Source organism: Saccharothrix mutabilis subsp. mutabilis (assembly GCF_039521145.1).
Lineage (GTDB): Bacteria > Actinomycetota > Actinomycetes > Mycobacteriales > Pseudonocardiaceae > Actinosynnema > Actinosynnema mutabilis.
On the sequence record NZ_BAAABU010000001.1, the window covers coordinates 496,398 to 516,904 of the forward strand.

Here is a 20,507-nt window from a genome sequence, read left to right on the forward strand (position 1 = left end):
ACCGTTCATCGTGGAAGACGATGCGTTCGATATGGCGAACTCTAGACCCCGAGCTGCTGCGTGACGTCGCCGCGGTGGCCGCCGGCGCCGCGGTCAACGGCGCCTCCTTCGGCGCGATCTCGGTCGCGGCCGGTCTGCCCTGGTGGCTGCCCGTCGTGATGTCCCTGCTCGTGTTCGCGGGCGGCGCGCAGTTCATGGCCGTGGGGATCGTCGCCGGCGGCGGCAGCCCGGCCGCGGCGGTGTTGGCCGGGCTCGTGCTCAACGCCCGGCACCTGCCCTTCGGGCTCGCGGTCGGGCACGTGCTGGGGCGCGGGCTGTTCGCCCGGCTCATCGGCAGCCACCTGCTCATCGACGAAACGGTCGCCTTCGCCCTCGCCCAGCGCGACCCGGCGAAGGCGCGGGCCGCCTACTGGTCGTGCGGCGTGGCGCTGTTCGCCGCCTGGAACCTGGCCGTCGTGGCCGGCGCCCTGGTCGGCCAGGCCATCGGCGACCCGGGCGCGTTCGGCCTCGACGCCGCCTTCCCGGCCGCCCTGCTGGCCCTGACCCTGCCCGCGCTCAAGGACCGCCGCACCCGCGACGCGGCCCTGCTCGGCTCGGCCGTCGCCCTGGCCACGACCCCGTTCCTGCCCGCCGGACTGCCGGTCCTGCTCGCCCTCGCCGGTCTGGCGGCCGCCGTCACCACCCGACAGGGGGCCCGCGCGTGACCCTCACCGCCGTGCTGGTCCTGGCCGTCGGCACCTACGCCTTCCGCCTGGCGGGCCCCCTCCTCCGGGACCGCCTCCGGCTCCCGGACCGGGTCAAGGAGCTGATGTCGATCAGCGCGACCGTGCTGCTGGTCGCCCTGGTCGCCACCTCCTCGCTCACCAGGGGCCAGGGCTTCGCCGGTTGGGCGCTGCCGGCCGGTGTGCTGGTCGGCGGGCTCGCCGCCTGGCGGAAAGCGCCCTTCATCGTGGTCGTGGTCCTCGCGGCGGCGACCACCGCCGGCCTGCGCTACCTCGGCGTCGACTGAACGGGCACCAGCCACGGCCGCAGCTCGACCGCGTCGTCCACCTGCGCCAACCGCTCCCGCAGGGCCGGCGTCACCGCCACCAGCTCCACCCGCACGACATCCGCCCCGCCCACCGCGTACACGCCGTTCGCGGGGTCGGCCATGAGCGGCAGGACGACCCGGTCCACCCGTTCCCGCAATGACTTCTGGTCGGCCAGGCTCATCCGCCCGGCCGCGTCCACCACGCACAGGTTGCCCGCGTACCGGCTGCGCAGCGCGTTCCCGGCGGCGGTGACGTCGCCCTTGACCACCTCCACCACGACCACCTCGGCCGACGCCGGGTACGCCACCGACGGCATCCGGAACCGCTCCGGGTGCTCCTCGGTCACGTACCGCTGCAACGCGGCCCGGTCGGCGGTCCCCGGCGAGCGCCACCCGGACGCGGGCGGCGCACAAGGCAGCGGGACGGCCTCCACCTCGGGCCGCACGGCCGGCGTGTCGCGCGCGGTCACCGCCAGCGCGCCCGACCGCCACACCCCGGTCAACGCCACGAGCGCCCCGTCCGGCACCGGTTCGAGCCCGGTGATCCCCACGCCGAACACGCACTCCCGGGCCGCGCCGCCACCCGAGACCGGCGCGGGCGCGCAGAACCTCGGCGGACGCCCGGGAAGCGCCTCGACCCGACCGGTCGCGCGGACCGCGTCCCCCTCGGCCACCACGAGCCGGTCCAAGTCGGGAGCAGGCGGGGCAGTCGCGAACGCCGCCGCGTCGGTGGGCGCGGCGACCACCGGCGGACCGGAAGGGCTCGACGCCACCGCGTAGACCGCACCGGCCACCACGACCGCCGCACCCGCGAACACCGCCACCGAAGCCCACCGCGACGCGCCGCGCGGAACCCCCTCGTCCACGTGATCCCCCGATCACTGCGGGTGGACGACCCTCCACCCACAGCGATCGTCGCAGCCACCGCAACCACGCGGTAACGGCCGAACGGGTCGAACCAGCACCCCGCCGACCCTGCCCCCGCCGAGCCCGGGCCCCCGCCGAACCGGCCCCCGCCGAGCCCGGGACCCCGCCGAACCGGGCCTCAGTCGGCGTACGGCCGCAGTCGCACGGTCAACGCCTGCCGGTTGCCCTTGGCCGTCGGCTCCGCCCCGCCCGACCCGCCGGCCAGCACGTCGGCCACGAACCGCGCCACCTCGCGGGGCGGCGGGACCAGGGGATGGCCCAGGTGGGCCAGCACGACGGGCGCCTCGTAGGGCGCCGTCTCCACCGCGATCGACCAACCGTGGACGTCGCTCCACACCAGCATCAGGTCCCGTTCGGTGCCCTCGGCGAGCGCCAGGTACGCGGTCACGGTGTCGCTGACCTCGTACTCCGTGCCCTCCGGGGGAACGCCGACCTGCTGGGCGACCGCGCGCACGTACCCGGCCAGACCTTCGGTCAGCTCGTCCATACGGGCCATTGTCGCCTTTTCACGCGATGATCGGAGCCCTCGACCACGATTCCGGCACGCCGAACGCGTCCACCAGTCGGCGAGCGTCGGGCCGCAGCAGCCGGCACAGGTCGTTCACCGCCTGGGTCACGGCCTTGGCGCGTGCCGGGGTCAGCCGCCCGTGCTCCAGGAACCACGCCCGGTCCGCCTCGATCACCGACAACGCGTACAGGTCGCACACCCGGTCCACCAGGTCGCGCGTCGACGGGTCCGCGCACCGGTCCACCGCCGCCACGAACGCCTCCAGCACCACCCGGTCCACGTGCGCCCGCGCCGCGTGCAGGACGTGGTCCTGCGCCGCGTTGAACACCTCGAACGCGTTGTCCGCCGTCGCCCGCCGCAACCGCCGCGCCAAGCCCTCCAGCACGTGCCGCTCGCGGTCCTCGAACTGCCGGACCTGCCAACCCCGGTCCAGCAGCGCGTCGGAGCTGCCGCTGACCAGCCGGTCGATGATGGCCCGCGCGGCGGTCCGCTCGATGACCACGCCCACGGCCTGGTCGGCGACGAACCGCGCCATGCCCCACGGGTCGAGGTCGCCGACGTGGTCGCGGTAGCTGGTCAGCAGGCCCTTGGCGACCAGTTGCAGCAGCACGGTGTTGTCGCCCTCGAACGTCGTGAAGACGTCCGTGTCCGCCTTGAGCCCGGCCAGCAGGTTCTCCGACAGGTACCCGGCCCCGCCGCACGCCTCCCGGCACGCCTGGATGGTGGCGGTCGCGTGCCAGGTCGCCACCGCCTTCAGCCCGGCGGCCCGGGACTCCAGCTCGCGCTGCGCCCGGTCGTCGGACACGTCGTGCAGCGCGGACACCAGCTCCTCCTGCGCGAAGTGCAGCGCGTAGGAGGTGGCCAGCGCGGGCAGCAGCCGGCGCTGGTGGGCCAGGTAGTCCAGGACCACGACCTCCTCGCCGGTGTCGGGCCGGGTGAACTGCCGCCGCCGCTCGGCGTACCGGACGGCGATGGTCAACGCCTTCTTGGTCGCGCTGCCCGCGCCGCCGGCGACGCTGATCCGCCCGCGCACCAACGTCCCCAGCATGGTGAAGAACCGCCGGCCCTCGCCCTCGACCGGGCTCTCGTACGTGCCGTCCGGGTGCACCGTCCCGTACCGGTCCAGGAGGTTGGCCCGCGGCACCCGCACGCGGTCGAAGGTCAACCGCCCGTTGTCGACACCGTTGAGCCCGGCTTTCGGCCCGCAGTCCTCGATCCCCACGCCCGGCAGCGGGTTGCCCTCGGCGTCCCGGATCGGCACGAGCAGCGCGTGCACGCCGTGTTCCGCGCCGCCGCTGACCAGTTGCGCGAACACCACCGCCATGCGCCCGTCCCGCGCGGCGTTGCCGATGTAGTCCTTGCGCGCCGACGGGTCCGGCGTGTGCACGACGAACTCGTCGGTCTCCGGGTCGTGCGTGGCGGTGGTGCGCAGGTGCTGCACGTCCGACCCGTGCCCGGTCTCCGTCATGGCGAAGCAGCCGGGCAGGTCCAGGCTCATGATCGCGGGCAGGTGTTCGTCGTGGTGCCGCTTGGTCCCCAACGCCTGCACCGCGCCGCCGAACAACCCCCACTGCACCCCGGCCTTGACCATCAACGACAGGTCGCCGTACCCGAGCACCTCGAACGCCACGACCGACCCGCCGACGTCGTCCTGCCCGCCGTGCTCGGCCGGGAACCCGATCAGCGGGTGCCCGCCGTCGGCCAGCGCGCGCAGCTGGTCCAGCACCCACGCCCGGTACTGATCGCGGGGCAGCTCGCCGGCCGGCTCCAGCTTGCCCAGCAGTTCCAGCGAGGTGCGCCGCAACGTCGCCCAACGCCCGTCCAGCAGGTCCCGCAGTGCGTCAGCCATGCCTTTACCTAACACACCGCGCGGCGTGTCGCCGTTCGTCACGACCACGGGCCGCGCCCCTCGACCGGCGGCACGGTGTGCTTGCGGACGTGCTGGAACAGCAGGTTCGTGTGCAGTTCGCTGACCTCGCGGCGGGTGGTGAAGCGGTCCAGGACCAGGCGTTGCAGGTGGGCGGTGTCGGCGACGGCGACGTGGACCAGGAAGTCCTCGGGACCGGCCACGTGGGACAGCGCCAGGACCTCCGGCAGCGACAGCACGTACTCCATGAACGGCTCGACGATGGCCCTGGTGTGCGGGCGCACGCGGACCGCGATCACCGCCTGCACCGGGCGGCCGATGGCGGCCAGGTCCACCTCCGCGTGGTAGCCGGTGATCACGCCGCGCTCGCGCAGCGCCCGGTGGCGGACCACGCACGTCGACGCCGCCACGTTGACCCGGTCGGCCAGGTCCTTGTTGGGCAGCCGCGCGTCGTTCTGCAACTCCCGCACGATGGCGGCGTCGATCGAATCCATTGCGGTGAACTCCCTTGTCCGCCGAACGGCCTGCGGAATCAAGGCCGTCGCGCCGAGGATAAGTCCACGATTCGGCCATGACACGCTTGCGAACGACGGCGGTGCACGGTGGACGCGGTGACCTCGCGGACCTGGGCGTGCACGCCCCGCCGATCGACCTGTCCACCACCTACCCGGTGCCCGACCAGGTCGCCGGCGGCCACGCCCTCCAGGACCTCGCCGAGGGCGCCGCGCACGCCGCGTCCCCGGTGTACTCGCGGCTGCACAACCCGACCGTGGCCCGGTTCGAGGAGGCGCTGGCCTCGCTGGAGCACACCGAGACGTCCGTGGCGTTCGGCAGCGGCATGGCGGCCGTGACGGCCGTGGTGCAGGCGGCGTGCGTGATGCGGGGGCTGCCGCACGTCGTCGCCGTGCGCCCGATCTACGGCGGCACCGACCACCTGCTGTCCTCGGGCCTGCTCGGCGTGCGCACCACGTACGCGACGGCCGACCGGGTCGCCGAGGCGATCACGCCCGAGACCGGCCTGGTGGTGCTGGAGACCCCGGCCAACCCGAACCTGGACCTGGTGGACATCGCGTCGGTCGTGGCGCAGGCCGGTGGCGTGCCGGTCATGGTGGACAACACGTTCGCCACGCCGGTGTTGCAGAACCCGGCGCTGCTGGGCGCGACCTACGTGCTGCACTCGGCCACCAAGTACCTGGGCGGGCACGGGGACGTGCTCGGTGGTGTCGTGGCGTGCGAGGAGGACGTGGCCCGGGCGTTGCGGCACGTCCGGATCATCACCGGCGCGGTGCTGCACCCGCTGGGCGGCTACCTGCTGCACCGGGGCCTGGCGACCCTGCCGCTGCGGGTCGAGGCCGCGCAGGCGTCGGCGGTCGAGCTGGCGCGGCGGCTGTCCGGGCACCCCGGCGTGGGGCTGGTCCGCCACCCGAGCCTGGCCGGCTCGCCGTTGATCGGCACCCAGATGCGGGGGACCGGCGCGGTGCTCGCGTTCACCACGCGGGAGAACCCGGCGACCGTCGTGCGCCGGCTGACCCTGGTGACCCCGGCGGTGTCGCTCGGCTCGGTGGACACGCTCGTCGAGCACCCGGCCGCGCTGACCCACCGGCTGGTCGACTCGAAGGACCGGATCGCGTCCGGCGTCCCGGAGAACCTGCTGCGCGTGAGCGTCGGCCTGGAGGACGTGGAAGACATTTGGGACGATCTGGACCAAGCCCTTTCCGGTGATTGTGAGGGTGATTACATCAAGCCTTCCTCAAGCGATTCTTACGCGGCCGTGTAGAACCGCTAACGTCCGGCCACCATGAATGAGCAGATGGCAATGGAGCCGGACGCCGACGGCTACACCAAAGCGCTGTCGAAGCGTCAAGTTCAGATGATCGCCATCGGTGGCGCCATCGGCGTGGGCCTGTTCCTGGGCGCGGGCGGGAGACTCGCCCAGGCCGGGCCGTCGCTGGTCTTCTCGTACGCGGCGTGCGGCATCGCGGCGTTCTTCGTGATGCGCGCGCTCGGCGAATTGGTGCTGCACCGGCCGACCGCCGGCAGTTTCGTGGAATACGCCCGCGAGTTCATCGGCCCGTGGGCGGGATTCACCTCGGGCTGGCTGTACTGGGTGAACTGGGCGATGACCGGCATCGCCGAGATCACGGCGGTGGCGATCTACGTCCACCGCTGGCTGCCCGACCTGCCGCAATGGGTGACCGCGCTGATCGCGCTCGGCGCCCTGGTGGCGATCAACCTGCTGTCGGTGAAGCTGTTCGGCGAACTGGAGTTCTGGTTCAGCGTCATCAAGGTGACCGCGATCGTGGTGTTCCTGTTCACCGGCGCGGCGCTGGTGATCGGCGGCGCGGACGTCGGCGGCCACCCCGCGGGCGTGCACAACCTGTTCGACAACGGCGGCATGTTCCCCGCGGGCATCGGCATCGCCCTGATGACATTGCAAGCCGTGATCTTCGCGTACTCGGCGATCGAACTGGTCGGCATCGCGGCCGGCGAGACCGCGAACCCCCGGGCCGTCATGCCGAAGGCGATCAACGGTGTCGTGTACCGGATCGGGGTGTTCTACGTCGGGTCGGTGCTGCTGCTGGCGATGCTGCTGCCGTGGAACCTCTACAGCGGGGCGGAGAGCCCGTTCGTCACGGTGTTCTCGGCGCTGGGCATCGCCGGGGTGGGCGACGTGATGAACGCCGTGGTGCTGACGGCGGCGCTGTCGTCGTGCAACTCCGGCCTGTACTCGACCGGGCGCATCCTGCGGTCGCTGGCGCGGAAGGGCGAGGCGCCGGCGTTCACCGGTCGGATGAGCGCCCGGCACGTGCCCTACGGCGGGATCCTGTTCACCTCGGTGGCGTACCTGGCGGGTGTGGTCCTGAACTACGTCGTGCCCAAGGAGGCGTTCGACATCGCGATCGCGGTGGCGTCTTTGGGCGTGGTGGCGACATGGGCTACGTTGATCTTGTGCCAGTTGCGGTTGCGGAAGGCGGCGTTGCGCGGTGAGGTCGAGCGCCCGTCTTATCGGATGCCCGGTGCGCCTTACACCGGTTACGCCACGCTCGGGTTCCTTGCGCTGGTCATCGTGCTGATGGCGTTCGCGGGGACCGCGGAGCGCATCGCGTTCTGGTCCATCCCCGTGCTCGCGGTCGTCCTGGTGGTCGGCTGGCGAGCGGTCAAGTCCCGTCGTTCGTCGGCCCACCAGGCAGGCGAACGGGTCGCGGCAGGCGACTAGCACCTCATCTGCCGCGGGAGCATCGGGCGGCCGGTCGGGACGAGTGCCACGAGCACCCGCCCCGACCGGCCACCTGCTCTCCACACCCACTCCGCTCGCCCCGCCGCGCGCCTTGCCCGCCGCGCGCCTTGCCCGCCGCCCGCCCGCGCCCCGCGCCCGACCCGCCTGCCTGCCTGCCCGCGCCGGCCCGCCCGCGCTGGCCCGCCCGCCCGCGCCGGCCTGCCCGCGCCTGCCTGCCCGCGCCCGGCCCGCCTCTCCAGCCCGACCACCTCGACCAAACCGGCTGGTGGGAGAGGCCCCGACCGCTCCGGCTAGGCTGGTGGCACTGCACAAGGAGGAAGACCACCCGTGTCCGTCGTCGGTGTCCTCGCCCTACAGGGCGACGTCCGTGAGCACCTCGTCGCCCTCGCCGAGGCCGACGTGCTCGCCCGCCCCATCCGCCGACCCGAGGAGCTGGCCGAGGTCGACGGGGTCGTGCTGCCCGGTGGCGAGTCGACGACCATCAGCCGCCTCCTCGACACCTTCGACCTGCTCGAACCGCTCCGTGGGCGGATCAAGGACGGGATGCCCGCCTATGGCTCGTGCGCCGGCATGATCCTGCTCGCCGACCAGGTCCTCGACGGCCGCGCCGACCAGCACCAGCTCGGCGGCCTGGACATCGTGGTCCGGCGCAACGCGTTCGGGCGGCAGGTGGATTCGTTCGAAGCGGAACTGGACTTCACCGACGTCGGGTCCGTGCACGCCGTGTTCATCCGCGCCCCTTGGGTGGAAAACGTGGGTGAAGGCGTCGAAGTGCTCGCCAGGGTCCCCGATTCCGCCGAAGCCGGAGAGGCCGCCGGTAGGATCGTCGCGGTTCGGCAGGGGCACGTGCTCGCCACCTCGTTCCACCCGGAACTGACCGGTGACGGACGCGTGCACCGCCTGTTCGTGGACATGGTCCGCTCAGCGGGCTGAGCAATCGACGGAGGAGTTTGATGAGCGGCCACTCCAAGTGGGCCACCACTAAGCACAAGAAGGCCGCCCTCGACGCCAAGCGCGGCAAGCTGTTCGCCAAGCTCATCAAGAACATCGAGGTCGCCGCGCGCACCGGCGGGGGTGACCCGGACGGCAACCCGACGCTGTACGACGCCATCCAGAAGGCGCGCAAGAACTCCGTGCCGCTGGACAACATCGAGCGCGCCCGCAAGCGCGGCGCGGGCGAGGAAGCCGGTGGCGCGGACTGGCAGACGATCATGTACGAGGGCTACGGCCCCAACGGCGTCGCCGTCCTGGTCGAGTGCCTCACCGACAACCGCAACCGCGCGGCGTCCGAGGTGCGCACCGCCATGACCCGCAACGGCGGCAACATGGCCGACCCGGGCTCGGTGGCCTACATGTTCACCCGCAAGGGCGTCGTGATCGTGCCGAAGAACGGCCTGTCCGAGGACGACGTCCTCATGGCGGTCCTCGACGCGGGCGCCGAGGAGGTCAACGACCTCGGCGAGAGCTACGAGGTGGTCAGCGAGGCCGGTGACATGGTCGCCGTCCGCACCGCCCTGCAGGACGCGGGCTACGACTACGAGAGCGCCGAGGCGAACTTCCTGCCGTCGGTCACCGTGCAGCTGGAGGCCGAGGGCGCGCGCAAGATCTTCAAGCTGATCGACGCGCTGGAGGACTGCGACGACGTGCAGAACGTCTTCGCCAACTTCGACGTCTCCGACGACGTCATGGCCGAGGTCGACGCCTGATCCCACCCCGTGTGACCCCGGCCGACCGTACGCCGGGGTCACACGCGGTTGGGCAGAATGGCCGCCGTGTCGAGCCCTGACCCGCAAGACCTCAAGCTCCGCGACTGGCTGTTCGACCAGACCGAGCGCCACGGGCACGCGGTGGTCAACGTCGCCGCCGACCGCGAGGGCGCGGGCTACTCGTTCTCCGTCGGGGCGTGGCGGCGGTTCGGCGTGGCGGAGGCCGTCGTGCTGGGCCTGCCCACCGACATCGCCGAGGTGCTGATCCGCAGCTACGTCGACCGCGCCGCCCGCGGCGAGCGGTTCGTGCCCGGCAAGCTGTACTTCGACTTCTTCGACAACGTGCCGATCACGTTCGAACGCGTCTTCAATGGCTTCTACCCGGAGTTCTTCGGCAGCGCGTTCCTGCTCTACGGCAAGGGCGACTTCGCCGCCGTGCAGATCCTGATCCCGACCGTCGAGGGCGTCTTCCCGTGGCAGCCGGGCGCGCCCCGGGGGTTCGCCGACTGGCAGCTGGTGCTGACCGAGAGCGGCGTGCCGGAGAGCTGGACGCCGGGCGTCAGCGGCCCCTGACCCCCTTCACCCGCGCTTTCCGCCCCGTTCACCCGTGAACGGGGCTTCCGTCGTTGTCCGGCGATCGTTGTCAGGTGTCCGGGCCCCGACACCTGACAACCGCGGAGGGCTATCACTGGTGGCGTGCCCGAGTAGTCGGGGACTTGAGCACAGCCACAGGGGGAGGCACGTCCCGCTCCGCGGATGCGGGGAGATTCGTGGAGCGGGACGCGCACCGGGTTCGGGTCCAGGGCTCGGCCTCCGGGACGCCCCGCTCGGGGTCGAGGAACAGGTCGTGGGGGAAGCCCCCGACGGGTTTCCCCCACGACAAGACGGGGTCGGTTCTGCACGGCGAGCACTCAGGGCGTCCGGCCCAGCAACGCGACCAGCCTGGTCTGGTCGTCCGCGTCGTCGGGGACCGGCACGGGCGCGTCGAACAGCCCGCTGTCGGCGTAGGAGCCGGCGTTGGCCCGCGCGTACTCCAGCAGCGTGCGCGCCAGGTCCGGGTCCAGCCGGTCGTCCACGCCGATCGCCCGCGCCAGGTCCCACGCGTGCACGCCCAGGTCGAGCGTCATCTGCCAGCAGTACTCGCGCGCGGGGATCGTGCCCCAGCTGACGTTGACCGTCTTGGCCAGGGCTTCCGGTTCGATCCACGCCTCCCGCGCCGCCGCGGCGGCCACCACCCACGCGTGCAGGGGGTCGTCGCCGAGCTGGTCGCCGTCGAAGCGGTCGCCGACCTGCTGGACCGTGCAGCCGGCCAGCAGCTCCGGCGCCCACAGCTGTTCGTACACGAGGTGGTTCACCAGGTCGTGGACCGACCACTCCTTGCACGGGGTACCCAGGTCCCAGTGGTCGGGGCGCACCCGGCGCACCCGCGAGTCGAACTCCGTCATCGCGCGTCCGTGAGCCTCGATCAGATCCACCCCCCGAGTGCACCAAAGGTTGCCCGGGATCGCACTCCGAACGTGTGCGTTGGGCCACTCGGGGGCCTTCCGGTTTTATCCAGTACGTCCGTACGGCGTAACGTGACCCGGAACGCCGGGGTGACATCGTTGACACCAGCAGGAGGAACCAGTGGGCGCCACGAGCGCGGTTTCCACTCCGCAGCGCGGCTTCTTCGGACATCCCCGAGGACTCTCGACGCTGTTCTTCGCCGAACTGTGGGAGCGCTTCTCCTACTACGGCATGAAGGCGATCCTCGCCTACTACCTGTACCGCAGCGTCGACGAGGGCGCGCTGGGCCTGGACAAGAGCTTCGCGCTGTCGCTGGTCGCCATCTACGGCGCGTCGGTCTACATGTCCGGCGTCGCGGGCGGCTGGCTCGCCGACCGCGTCCTGGGCGGGCAGCGGTCGGTGTTCTACGGCGGCGTGCTGATCATGTTCGGCCACATCGCGCTGGCGCTGCCGATCGGCGTCGCCGGTGTCTACACCGGCCTGATCCTGATCGTGCTGGGCACGGGCTTGCTCAAGCCGAACATCTCCACGGTCGTGGGCGGCCTGTACGCGCCGGACGACCCGCGCCGCGACTCCGGTTTCACGATCTTCTACATGGGCATCAACCTCGGCGGCTTCCTCGCGCCGCTGGTGTGCGGGTGGCTGGGCGAGGAGGTCGACTGGCACTTCGGCTTCGGCGCGGCGGCCGTCGGCATGGCGCTGGGCCTGGTCGCCTACCGCTTCGGCCGGCGCAACCTCGGTGACGCGGCCCTGGTGCCGCCCAACCCGCTGCCCGCCGCCGAGCGCGGCGCGCTGATCGGCCGGATCGTCGGCGTCTCGCTGGGCGCGGTGGCCGTGGTGGCGCTGCTGGTGGTCACCGGGCTGGTGGGCGCGGAGGGCGTGATCAACCTGATCAGCCTCGCGTCGGTGCTGCTGCCCGTCGGCTACTTCGTGGTGATGATGCGCAGCCCGAAGACCACGCCGGTGGAGCGGTCCCGGCTGACCGCCTACATCCCGCTGTTCATCGCGGCGGCCATGTTCTGGCTGCTGTTCGAGCAGAGCGCGACGGTCATCGCGGCGTTCGCCGACACCCGGCTGGACCGGCACTTCCTGGGCTTCGACGTGCCGCCGTCGTTCATCCAGTCGATCAACCCGGTGATGATCATCCTGTTCGCGCCGCTGTTCGCGCTGCTGTGGGTGAAGCTGGGCAAGCGCCAGCCGTCCACGCCGCGCAAGTTCGCGTACGCGTTGCTGCTGGTGGGCCTGTCCTACGTGCTGATGATGGTGGCCAGCCAGGGCGACCCGGCGGTGCGGGCGTCGTTCCTGTGGATCATCGCGATGTACGCGGTGATGACGTCCGGCGAGCTGCTGCTGTCGCCGGTGGGCCTGTCGGTGACCACCAAGCTCGCGCCGCGGGCGTTCGCGTCGCAGACGATGGGCCTGTGGTTCCTCGCGTCGGCGGCGGGCCAGGGCGTGGGCGCGATCGTGGTGCGGTTCTACAGCGACGAGAACGCGGTGGCGTACTTCGGCGTGCTGGGCGGCGTGTCCATCGTGCTGGGCCTGCTGCTCGCGGCCGGCACGAAGAACATCCGCAAGCTGATGCACGGCGTGGACTGACCACCGGGGTGGTGGGGCGGTGGGCGCCCCACCACCCGTCGGCGGTCACGCCGCGAGCGCGTCGAGCGGGTTGGCGCCGAACCGCTGCGACAGGGTCACCGCCTGTTCCAGCCGGGCGAACGACCCGTCCGGGTGGCGGCGGGTCTCCGCCAGGAACAGCGCGCGCATCGCGGTGGTGAAGTCGTGCCGCGGGTAGGCTGCGAGGACGTCGAGGACGTCGTCGCGCCCGAGCGCCTCCAGGTTCAGCCCGGCGACGTCCAGGGCCGCCCCGGCTTGGACGACCCGGTGCACCGGGTCCTGCTCGGGCTCCAGGTTCGTGTGCCGCACGATCGCCTGCTCGACCAGGTGGACGCGCTCGCGGTCCCAGCCCCGCCGCTCCAGGAAGCGGCACGCCAGTTCGGCCCCGACGTCGGCGAACTCCGCCGCGCCGCCGTGGGCGTCGGTGAGGCCGAGGTCGTGGATCATCGCCGCCACGAACGCGGCCTCCTCGTCGACGTCGGGCTCCGGCACGAGGCGACGCCCGAACAGGTACGCGCGGTAGCTGTGGTTGAGCAGATAGGCAGGCGCGGCCTCGGCGGCGAGGTCCGCGGCGGCCCGCGCGGTCGGTGTCTGGGGGATCTCGACGATCACCATCGGCTCCATCGGTCTTGCGAAGGGGGACGTCGCCGATCGTCGGCCGTCCACCTCGTGGTCGGCAATGACGTGGACATGTCGGATCCGGTCTCCGCCCGGCGCGTCCGGATCTGACAGGTCGTCGTCGTTGCGGACGTCGAGACCGTGCGGGCACAGTGGGTCGCATGCCGCCCCATCTCGTGGTGATCACGGTCTACGACGGCGTGGAGCTGCTGGACGTCGCGGGGCCGCTGGAGGTGATCAGCGCCGCGGATCGGCTGCGCGACCCGGTCTCCCGCGGCTACCGGACGCTCGTCGCCGGCCCCCGCCCGGGTCTGGTGCGCTGCGCGGGCGGCGTGTCGATCGCCGCCGAGGTCGCCTGGACCGACCTGCGCCCCGGGATCGGGACGCTGCTCGTGCCCGGGGCTCTCGCGCCGACGGGCCACGACGCGGCACCCCTGCTCGCCCCGGCACTGGTCGACTGGCTGCGCACCCCCGTCGCGCGCGGCGCCGACCGGATCGCCTCCGTCTGCACGGGCGCGCACCTGCTCGCCGCCGCCGGGCTGCTCGACGGCCGTCGCGCCACCACGCACTGGGCGACCGCCGCGCGGCTGGCCGCCGACCACCCCGGTGTCACCGTCGAACCCGACGCGATCTTCGCGCGCGACGGGGACGTCTGGACCTCGGCGGGCGTCTCCGCCGGCATGGACCTGGCCCTCGCCCTGGTCGCCGAGGACCACGACGCCGAACTGGCCCGCCGGGTCGCCCGCTGGCTCGTCATGTACCTGCGGCGGCCGGGCGGGCAGAGCCAGTTCAGCGAATTCCTCGCGCGCTCCTCGGCCCCTGACGCCGAGATCGCCCGCTTGCAGTCGTGGATGAGGCGCAACCCGGCGGAGGACCTCTCCAACGACGCGCTCGCGCGCCGGGCGAGCCTGAGCACGCGCCACTTCGCCCGGTTGTTCCGCAGGCAGGCCGGGACGACCCCGGCGCGGTACGTGGAGGCGGTCCGCGTCGACGCGGCGGCCCGGCAACTCGTCCACACCGACAACGGCCTCAGGGTGATCGCGAAAGCGGTGGGACTGGGCTCGGTCGAGACCCTGCACCGGGTGTTCAAGCAGCACTTCGGCGTGACGCCGGCGGCTTATCGCGAGCGTTTCGGCATGCGCCACCCCGGCTGACGGGGAATGGAAAAACATCCCTTGTCCGCATCCGTGCGGAAAGGCGAGGGCGACCCGCCGCGGCGGCGGTGCGGCGGGTCGCCCACGCGCATTCCAGCATGCCCCACATTCCTGTGGATCAGCTGATGGTTTCCACGATCGTGTGGTGCCGCGCGGCCCCGGTGTGCACGGGGAACCGGGCCGCGCCCCGGATCACCCGCGACGGCCGCCGCCGCACCCGGCCCGCCGCGCGCAGGTCCGGGAACCGGCCGAACAGCCCGCGCAACGCCGCCGCGCCCTCCATCCGCGCCAGGCCCGCGCCCAGGCAGTAGTGGATGCCGGAGGAGAACGCCAGGTGCTCCCGTCCGTCCGGGCGGCCCGGTTCGAACCGGTGCGGGTCGGCGAACACGGCCGGGTCGCGGTTCGCGGCGGCCAGCATGAGCATGATCGGCGTGCCCTTGGGGATCCACGTGCCCGCGACCCGCGTCGACTTGAACGGGATGCGCACCGTGTACTGGACCGGCGGGTCGAGCCGCAGCGTCTCCTCGATGACCGCGTCGGCGTAGGCCGGGTCGTCGATGAGGCGTTCGCGGACCCGCGGGTGTGCCAGGACGGCCAGGACCGCGTTGCCGATCAGGTTGACCGTGGTCTCGAACCCGGCGACCAGCAGCAGTTCCGTGGTGGCGATCAGGTCCTCGCGGGTCAGGTCGTCGTGCGCGACCAGGGCGCTGACGATGTCGTCGCCCGGTTCCCGGCGGCGGTGCTCGACCAGGTCGTCCAGGAACGCCTCGAACTCCCGCAGGCCCCGGTGCAGGGCGCGCATCTCGCCCAGGTCGCGGACGCCGTCGAGCGCGTTGACCAGGGCGCTGCCCCAGCGGGCGAACGCCTGGTGGTCCGCGCCGGGGACGCCGAGCAGGTCCGCGATCACCTGGATCGGGACGCGCGCGGCGAAGTCCCCGACGAGGTCGAAGGTGGAGTGGCGGGCGGCGTCGTCCAGGTACTCCTCCACGACCCGCTCGACCGTCGCGGCCTGGGCGCGCAGGCCCTTGGGCGTGAACCACGGCGCGACCAGGCGGCGCAGGCGCGTGTGGTCGGGCGGGTTGCGGACCAGGAAGGACTCCTCGACCGGGTTGACCAGCCGCCGGCCGTCGACGTGGGCGTTCGAGTCGACGGGCGACAGCGCGCCGGCGGGCAGCGTGCCGAAGTCCGGGCGCTTGAGCAGGTCCAGGCACAGCTCGTGCGAGGCGGTGAGGTAGAGCCCCATCCGGCTCTTGACCAGCGTCCCGCGCGCCCGGACGGCCTCGTAGGCGGGGTAGGGGTCGCGGGACGGGCTCATCCCGAACAACCGGGCGGCGGGGTCCCCGAGCAGCGCCTGCAACCGAACGACGGAGCGCCCCAGGAACAGCAACGTTGCGTTCTTCACCACGGACGACATGCCCACAACGGTGACCCCTCGACCGCCGACTGTTCAAGGACGGAAACGATCAGTTCGACGGCCCGCGACGACTCTTCCCGCCACTCCCTTCTGCGGATGGCACCTCCTCGGGGTCGGCGGATGGCGGCTTCTCGGGGTCGGCGGATGGCGGCTCCTCTGGGTCAGTGGAGGGTGACCGGCAGGGTGGTGAGTCGCCAGGTGCCGGGGTCGGGGCTGCGTTCCGGCGTGCCCGCGAGCTTGAGGTTCGGGTAGCGGGTGATCAGCGCCGTCAGGGCGATCTCCGTTTCGGCTCGGGCGAAGGCGGCGCCCAGGCAGAAGTGCGGACCGTGGGCGTAACCGAGGTGGCCGGGGCCGGACCGGGTCAGGTCGAGCGTGTCGGGCTGGTCGAACGCCCTCGGGTCGCGGTTGGCCGACACGATCGCCGCGCTGACCGGTTCGCCCTTGCGCACGGTGACGTCGCCGAAGGTCACGTCCTCCTTGGCGAACCGCGGCGTGGTGAGCAGTTGCGGCCCGACCCACCGGGTCAACTCCTCCACCGCCCGGGGCATGAGGGAGGGGTCGGCGCGCAGGGCGGCGAGGTGTTCCGGGTGGGTGAGCAGGACCTCGACCGCGTTGGCGATCAGGTTGGTCGGCGTTTGGCCGGCGAGGACGAGGTGCCAGACGAGGGTGACCAGTTCGTCGTCGGTCAGGCGGTCGCCGTCGTCGGACCGGACCTGGAGCAGGGTGGAGATCAGGTCGTCGCCGGCCTCGGCTTTCTTGGCCGAGACGCCCATTTTGTCGGCGAGGGCCTTCCTGTCGGCGAGGGCCTTCCTGTCGGCCACGGCCTTCTGGGCACCTTCGATGATGCGCGGGATGGCGTCGAGGAACGCCGGTCCGAAGCCGCTGACCACCGCCGTGCCGTAGTCCCTCCACTGTGGACGGTCTTCGGTCGGGATGCCCACCAGTTCGCAGATGACGTCCATGGGCAGTGGTCGCGCGAAGTGCTCGATGAGGTCGATCGGTTCGTCGGGGAGCCGGTCGGGGCGGGTGTGGGGGCGGGTGTGGGGGAGTGCGTCGTGGAGGCCGTCGAGGAGGCCGTTGACGATGCGTTCGATGCGCGGGCGGAACGCTCGTGCTCGACTGGCGGTGAAGGCGGGAGCGGCGAGCGTCCGGAGGCGCAGGTGCTCGGGGCCTTCCATCTCGGCCATGGTGCGGAGGTAGCGGAGGCAGTGCTCCGGGATGCCGGGTGGCCGCATGAAGCTGCTGCCGGAGAGTTCGAACCGGCCTCCGCCGAGCACCTCCCGCGCGTCTTGGTACCGGGTCGCGATCCAGAGCGAGCCCATGCCCGGGACCTGCATCCGAGCGATCGGACTGGCCTCCCGCGCGGTGTCGTAGGTGGCGAACGGGTCGAACAGGACGCTCGGGTCGGTGGGGTCGATCTCGGGGACGGTCATGTGTTCACTCCAGATGTTATAGCCATATGTTCACACCAGATGTTCTCATCATCTGAGTGCGGACGTTATCGTGGATCTTGGAGCGGAGGCAAGCGCGGTTGAGTAGTCGCAGGTCAGGCGGGTGGCGTCGGGTGGTCCGGCGGTCCGGCGGCGCGGCGGCCCGGCGGTGCGGCGGCCCGGCGGTGCGGCGGCCCGGCGGTGCGGCCGACCCGGCGGTGCGGCGGTGCGGCGCGACCCGGCGGTGTGGCGGCCCGGCGGTGCGGCCGACCCGGCGGTGTGGCGGTTCGGCGGTCCGGCGGTGCGGCGGCGGTGGCCTGGTGTTAGCGGCGTGGAAAGGTGGCGGCGCGGCTCTGGCGGCCGTGCGCTCTGTGGCGGTCGGCCGGGTCGGCGGTGGTCTGTAGTGGGTGGGTGGAGGTTGAGTTGATGGCGCGGGTCAGTCGGGCGGAGGCGCAGGAGCGGAATCGCGGGAAGGTGTTGGCGGCTGCTCGGGAGGAGTTCGCCGAGCGAGGGTTTCGCGACGCCAAAGTCGATGTGATCGCTCAGCGGGTCGGGTTGACCCGTGGGGCGGTGTATTCGAACTTTCCCGGGAAGCGGGCGTTGTACTTCGCCGTGCTCGCCGAGATGGCTGAGCGGGTTTATCCGCCTGCGGGTGCCGGCGGGGTTTTCGCCGGGGTGGGGCCTGAGGGTGGGGCTTTTGCGCTGAAGGATGCGAGTGAGGGGCGGGAAAGCGCTTTCCGTGCGGATGGTCCGGGCGAGAAAGGCGAAGGGCGTCGGTCCGGGGGCGGGGGAGTCGGGGACCGGGGAGTCGGGGGTGGGGGAGTTCGGCTCGGGGAAGCTCTGGTCGGGGAAGCCCTGGTCGAGGGAATTCGGGTGGAGGGGGCTTATCGGCGGATTTTGGGGGCGTTGGCGCTGGCCTGGGTTCGGCCGCTGGTCGCCGACGACTGGTTGGGGCGGGATCTGGGGGCTGAGCTGCTCGCCGACGAGCTTCGGCGGCCCTACACGCAACTGCTCGAACTGGACGCGCTGCTGCTGGCCCTCGCCCTGGAACGCCTCCGCCCGCCCAACCCCGACCCCGCCGCGCCGCCGACCCGCCTGGTCCGCCACGCCCGCGCACTGCTGACCACGCTGCTCGGAGCCACCCAGCTCGCCGCCACGGCACCGGACTTCCTGGAGCCCTACGACGTGGTGACCGCTGTCGAACGGCTCGCCGACCTGCCGATCAACGACTACTGGGCCCCGCCGACCTCCGAACCGCCGGTCCGGCGCACCGACGACGTCTGGGCACCGCCGTCGGCCACCGACCTGGTGCGCGGCACCCCGCACGAGGTGGCGGACGGCGTGGTGGCGGTCCTGGGGCTGAACCGGCTCTCCAGCGTCGAGCAGGCGGCCCGCCTCGGGAAGACGACCGTCGTCCTGGTCACCGGCTCACCGCAGGAGCTGGGACCGTTGGCGCGCCTGACGCTGGCCCAACTCACGGGACCGCTCCGCCAGGCCTTCCCGGAACCGACCTGGCCGGACGTGCGCGTGGTGTGCGACGAGACCGGGGAAATCGCGCGGGCCGCGGGCGTCCCGGCGGTCAGTGACGAGACGGAGGTGGCGATCCGGGTCGCCGGCGGGCGGATCGTGGCGCGGGCCGAGGGGTTCGCCGCCTGTCACGCCATCGCCGCGGCCGTAGCCTGACGGCCGGAACCTGACGGCCGGAGCCGGCAGCCGGAGTCGACGACCGGGGCTGGAAGGGGCTGGGAGTCAGCGGGTGGCGGAGCGGGGGGTCGGTGAGGCGGGCGAGCGCTCGGCTGTCCGCGTCAGGGGGCGGGGCGTCGGGCGGCGGGGTTGGAAGAGCTTGCGGAAGTCCTCCGGGATCGGGGTGGAACGCAGCTCCGGGGTCCCGAAGGACACGTACCGGTTCCAGCCGGTCGCCACCGGCGTCCCGTCCACGTCCGCGTCGAACCCCATCGTCAACGTCGTCGTCCCCAGCGTCCGCACCCGCACCCCGATCCGCAGCAGGTCGTCGAACCGCGCCGGGCTCAGGTAGCGGATGGACGTCTCCGCCATCACGAAGTCGATGCCGTGCTTCTCCAACTCCTTGTACGACCCGAGCAGGGACCGCAGCGTCTCGACCATCGCCGCCTCGAAGAACACGGCGTACCGGGACGCGTGCACGATCCCCTGGCGGTCGCAGTCGACCGGGCGCACCCGCACCCGGTGCACGTGAGCGGCAGGTCGCGGGTCAGCCATGTCGGTGATCCTATGGGGTCACCCGAAGGGCTCGCGACGGCCTCGCGGCGAGCGAGCCAAGCCCGGCCGCGACCAGGTGCACCGCCGCGACCAGCAAGATCACCGTCGTCGCGCCCGTCCGGACCACCAGCACGCCGCCGACCGCCGCACCGATCGCGAACCCGTCCAGCTTGAGGCTCGCCCCCGTCGTGGACACCTGCCCCAGCAGCGCCGCCGGCGTGTAGACCTGCCGCGCGGTGATGACGGACGTCAGGGTCGGCCCCCACACCGCCACCAGCACCCCGGACACCGCCACCAACCCGCACGCCACCGCCGCGAGCACGAACTGGTTGCCCGCCAACGCCGGCACTGGCCGCCGCGTCCGGTCCAGCCACGCCCCGAGCAACGGCCCGGACAGCACCGACGGGATCGTGTAGGCCGCGACCGCCGCCCCCGCCAGCACGGACGACCCGGTGCGCGCCAACACCAGCAGCACCACCGACACGCCGACCATCTCGTCGGCGAACCGCGCGAGCCCCGCCGACACCAGGTACCGGGGAACCCCGCGTCCTAAAGCACCCGTCAACCCGAACGGCGGTGCCGGCGCACGGACTCCTCGACCAGGTCCAGCACCGGCTCCAGGTCGTCGGCCGGCAACCCCATCGCCAGGTGCGACACGAGCCCTTCCAGCACCAGCTCCAGGAACGACGTCAGCACGTCGATGTCCACGTCGTCGCGCAGGTTGCCCGCCTCGCGCTGCCGCACGAGGCGCTGCCGGGTGGCGTCGGTGAGCTGCCGCGACCGCTCGGCCCACCGGCCCCGGAACTCGGGGTCCGTGCGCAGCCGGCGCGACACCTCCAGCCGGGTGCCCAGCCAGTCGGCCGGGTGGTCGGCGTCCGGCTCGGGCGCGGACAGCAGGTCGCGCATCACCTGCACGAGACCCTGCCGCGCCACCACGTCGGCCATCCGCAGCGCGTCGTCCTCGGCCAGCGCCAGGAACAACGACTCCTTGTCGCGGAAGTGGTGGAAGATCGCTCCCCTGGACAGACCGGTAGCCTCTTCCAGACGGCGTACGGTGGCACCCTCGTAGCCGTAGCGCGCGAAACACGCACGCGCGCCGTCCAGGATCTGGCGGCGGCGGGCATCGAGGTGGTCCTGGCTCACCCTGGGCACCGGTCGATGTTGTCAGGACCGGCTGAGAAATTCCAATCAGTACGTACGGATTGGTCGGACCCACTTTGGGGTGGTCTTCCCGCGCCGGAGTCGAAACCGCTGGTC

Annotated in this window: 21 protein-coding genes; 10 read left to right on the forward strand and 11 right to left on the reverse strand. The window is 72.3% G+C overall.

The genetic code is table 11. The features are described 5' to 3' along the window. Positions 1-20: 20 nt before the first annotated feature. Complete coding sequence (locus tag ABD126_RS02365; RefSeq protein ID WP_343931892.1) at positions 21-704, forward strand: AzlC family ABC transporter permease; 684 nt, start codon at positions 21-23, stop codon at positions 702-704. Continuing rightward, a complete protein-coding gene (locus tag ABD126_RS02370) occupies positions 701-1,009 on the forward strand; it encodes an AzlD domain-containing protein (protein ID WP_343931894.1) in 309 nt (102 codons plus the stop codon). The genes ABD126_RS02365 and ABD126_RS02370 overlap by 4 nt, the downstream gene beginning before the upstream one ends. On the opposite strand, the gene ABD126_RS02375 is transcribed toward ABD126_RS02370, so the two are convergent. The 4 genes from ABD126_RS02375 to ABD126_RS02390 all read right to left on the reverse strand — a co-directional run bounded on the left by ABD126_RS02375 (position 991) and on the right by ABD126_RS02390 (position 4,826). Further along, the gene (locus ABD126_RS02375) at positions 991-1,896 is read right to left on the reverse strand and encodes a hypothetical protein (RefSeq protein WP_343931895.1); all 906 of its coding nucleotides are present in this window, start codon (positions 1,894-1,896) and stop codon (positions 991-993) included. The two genes, ABD126_RS02370 and ABD126_RS02375, sit on opposite strands and share 19 nt — an antisense overlap. 179 nt (positions 1,897-2,075) lie before the next feature. After that, entirely contained in the window at positions 2,076-2,444 is a 369-nt protein-coding gene (locus ABD126_RS02380; protein ID WP_343931896.1) for a DUF6292 family protein, read from the reverse strand. 19 nt (positions 2,445-2,463) lie between these two features. Further along, entirely contained in the window at positions 2,464-4,314 is a 1,851-nt protein-coding gene (locus ABD126_RS02385; protein ID WP_343931898.1) for an acyl-CoA dehydrogenase family protein, read from the reverse strand. A gap of 38 nt (positions 4,315-4,352) precedes the next feature. Next, positions 4,353-4,826, reverse strand: a complete 474-nt coding sequence (locus ABD126_RS02390) for an Lrp/AsnC family transcriptional regulator (protein WP_170199195.1) — start codon at positions 4,824-4,826, stop codon at positions 4,353-4,355. 77 nt (positions 4,827-4,903) lie between these two features. Here ABD126_RS02390 and ABD126_RS02395 point away from each other — a divergent pair, with 77 nt between their 5' ends. From ABD126_RS02395 to ABD126_RS02415, 5 genes are all read left to right on the forward strand, one after another. Continuing rightward, on the forward strand, positions 4,904-6,109 hold the full coding sequence (locus ABD126_RS02395; protein ID WP_343931899.1) for a trans-sulfuration enzyme family protein: 1,206 nt from the start codon (positions 4,904-4,906) through the stop codon (positions 6,107-6,109). Positions 6,110-6,130: 21 nt separating this feature from the next. Further along, entirely contained in the window at positions 6,131-7,549 is a 1,419-nt protein-coding gene (locus ABD126_RS02400) for an amino acid permease (protein ID WP_343931900.1), read from the forward strand. A 348-nt stretch (positions 7,550-7,897) separates the two neighbouring features. Then, a complete protein-coding gene (gene pdxT / locus ABD126_RS02405; RefSeq protein WP_343931901.1) occupies positions 7,898-8,503 on the forward strand; it encodes a pyridoxal 5'-phosphate synthase glutaminase subunit PdxT in 606 nt (201 codons plus the stop codon). A gap of 20 nt (positions 8,504-8,523) precedes the next feature. Then, complete coding sequence (locus tag ABD126_RS02410) at positions 8,524-9,276, forward strand: YebC/PmpR family DNA-binding transcriptional regulator (RefSeq protein WP_343931902.1); 753 nt, start codon at positions 8,524-8,526, stop codon at positions 9,274-9,276. Between the two features lie 57 nt (positions 9,277-9,333). Continuing rightward, positions 9,334-9,849 carry a DUF4262 domain-containing protein gene (locus ABD126_RS02415; protein WP_343931903.1) on the forward strand — a complete coding sequence of 172 codons (516 nt, stop codon included), beginning with the start codon at positions 9,334-9,336 and terminating at the stop codon, positions 9,847-9,849. Between the two features lie 338 nt (positions 9,850-10,187). Here ABD126_RS02415 and ABD126_RS02420 read toward each other — a convergent pair whose 3' ends face one another. Next, positions 10,188-10,721, reverse strand: coding sequence for a TIGR03086 family metal-binding protein (locus ABD126_RS02420; RefSeq protein ID WP_343931904.1), 534 nt, complete (start codon positions 10,719-10,721; stop codon positions 10,188-10,190). Between the two features lie 181 nt (positions 10,722-10,902). On the opposite strand from ABD126_RS02420, the gene ABD126_RS02425 reads away from it, so the two are divergent. After that, on the forward strand, positions 10,903-12,378 hold the full coding sequence (locus ABD126_RS02425; protein ID WP_343931905.1) for a peptide MFS transporter: 1,476 nt from the start codon (positions 10,903-10,905) through the stop codon (positions 12,376-12,378). A 45-nt stretch (positions 12,379-12,423) separates the two neighbouring features. On the opposite strand, the gene ABD126_RS02430 is transcribed toward ABD126_RS02425, so the two are convergent. Then, positions 12,424-13,011 (reverse strand): HD domain-containing protein, encoded by a 588-nt coding sequence (locus ABD126_RS02430; RefSeq protein WP_343931906.1) that lies wholly within the window; start codon positions 13,009-13,011, stop codon positions 12,424-12,426. Between the two features lie 164 nt (positions 13,012-13,175). Between ABD126_RS02430 and ABD126_RS02435 the strand changes: the two genes are divergently transcribed. Then, on the forward strand, positions 13,176-14,168 hold the full coding sequence (locus tag ABD126_RS02435; RefSeq protein ID WP_343931907.1) for a GlxA family transcriptional regulator: 993 nt from the start codon (positions 13,176-13,178) through the stop codon (positions 14,166-14,168). A gap of 118 nt (positions 14,169-14,286) precedes the next feature. Here ABD126_RS02435 and ABD126_RS02440 read toward each other — a convergent pair whose 3' ends face one another. Continuing rightward, positions 14,287-15,582 carry a cytochrome P450 gene (locus tag ABD126_RS02440; RefSeq protein WP_343931908.1) on the reverse strand — a complete coding sequence of 432 codons (1,296 nt, stop codon included), beginning with the start codon at positions 15,580-15,582 and terminating at the stop codon, positions 14,287-14,289. Between the two features lie 161 nt (positions 15,583-15,743). Beyond that, positions 15,744-17,015, reverse strand: a complete 1,272-nt coding sequence (locus ABD126_RS02445) for a cytochrome P450 family protein (protein WP_343931909.1) — start codon at positions 17,013-17,015, stop codon at positions 15,744-15,746. Positions 17,016-17,438: 423 nt separating this feature from the next. Here ABD126_RS02445 and ABD126_RS02450 point away from each other — a divergent pair, with 423 nt between their 5' ends. Next, positions 17,439-18,695, forward strand: coding sequence for a TetR/AcrR family transcriptional regulator (locus ABD126_RS02450; protein WP_343931910.1), 1,257 nt, complete (start codon positions 17,439-17,441; stop codon positions 18,693-18,695). A gap of 66 nt (positions 18,696-18,761) precedes the next feature. On the opposite strand, the gene ABD126_RS02455 is transcribed toward ABD126_RS02450, so the two are convergent. Genes ABD126_RS02455 through ABD126_RS02465 form a run of 3 tightly spaced genes read right to left on the reverse strand, consistent with a single transcriptional unit; the run spans position 18,762 to position 20,402 of the window. Then, a complete protein-coding gene (locus ABD126_RS02455; RefSeq protein WP_343931911.1) occupies positions 18,762-19,250 on the reverse strand; it encodes an acyl-CoA thioesterase in 489 nt (162 codons plus the stop codon). A 10-nt stretch (positions 19,251-19,260) separates the two neighbouring features. Next, complete coding sequence (locus ABD126_RS02460) at positions 19,261-19,776, reverse strand: hypothetical protein (RefSeq protein WP_343931912.1); 516 nt, start codon at positions 19,774-19,776, stop codon at positions 19,261-19,263. A gap of 35 nt (positions 19,777-19,811) precedes the next feature. After that, complete coding sequence (locus tag ABD126_RS02465) at positions 19,812-20,402, reverse strand: TetR/AcrR family transcriptional regulator (protein WP_343931913.1); 591 nt, start codon at positions 20,400-20,402, stop codon at positions 19,812-19,814. Between the last annotated feature and the right edge of the window lie 105 nt (positions 20,403-20,507).

Excerpts from the sequence above, each read along its gene's own strand:
- ABD126_RS02365 (WP_343931892.1), top strand. The coding sequence starts at position 21 with ATGCGTTCGATATGGCGAACTCTAGACCCCGAGCTGCTGCGTGACGTC.
- ABD126_RS02380 (WP_343931896.1), bottom strand. The coding sequence starts at position 2,444 with ATGGACGAGCTGACCGAAGGTCTGGCCGGGTACGTGCGCGCGGTCGCC.
- ABD126_RS02385 (WP_343931898.1), bottom strand. The coding sequence starts at position 4,314 with ATGGCTGACGCACTGCGGGACCTGCTGGACGGGCGTTGGGCGACGTTG.
- ABD126_RS02390 (WP_170199195.1), bottom strand. The coding sequence starts at position 4,826 with ATGGATTCGATCGACGCCGCCATCGTGCGGGAGTTGCAGAACGACGCG.
- ABD126_RS02395 (WP_343931899.1), top strand. The coding sequence starts at position 4,904 with ATGACACGCTTGCGAACGACGGCGGTGCACGGTGGACGCGGTGACCTC.
- ABD126_RS02400 (WP_343931900.1), top strand. The coding sequence starts at position 6,131 with ATGAATGAGCAGATGGCAATGGAGCCGGACGCCGACGGCTACACCAAA.
- ABD126_RS02410 (WP_343931902.1), top strand. The coding sequence starts at position 8,524 with ATGAGCGGCCACTCCAAGTGGGCCACCACTAAGCACAAGAAGGCCGCC.
- ABD126_RS02415 (WP_343931903.1), top strand. The coding sequence starts at position 9,334 with ATGGCCGCCGTGTCGAGCCCTGACCCGCAAGACCTCAAGCTCCGCGAC.
- ABD126_RS02420 (WP_343931904.1), bottom strand. The coding sequence starts at position 10,721 with ATGACGGAGTTCGACTCGCGGGTGCGCCGGGTGCGCCCCGACCACTGG.
- ABD126_RS02430 (WP_343931906.1), bottom strand. The coding sequence starts at position 13,011 with ATGGTGATCGTCGAGATCCCCCAGACACCGACCGCGCGGGCCGCCGCG.
- ABD126_RS02435 (WP_343931907.1), top strand. The coding sequence starts at position 13,176 with ATGCCGCCCCATCTCGTGGTGATCACGGTCTACGACGGCGTGGAGCTG.
- ABD126_RS02440 (WP_343931908.1), bottom strand. The coding sequence starts at position 15,582 with ATGTCGTCCGTGGTGAAGAACGCAACGTTGCTGTTCCTGGGGCGCTCC.
- ABD126_RS02445 (WP_343931909.1), bottom strand. The coding sequence starts at position 17,015 with ATGACCGTCCCCGAGATCGACCCCACCGACCCGAGCGTCCTGTTCGAC.
- ABD126_RS02450 (WP_343931910.1), top strand. The coding sequence starts at position 17,439 with ATGGCGCGGGTCAGTCGGGCGGAGGCGCAGGAGCGGAATCGCGGGAAG.
- ABD126_RS02455 (WP_343931911.1), bottom strand. The coding sequence starts at position 19,250 with ATGGCTGACCCGCGACCTGCCGCTCACGTGCACCGGGTGCGGGTGCGC.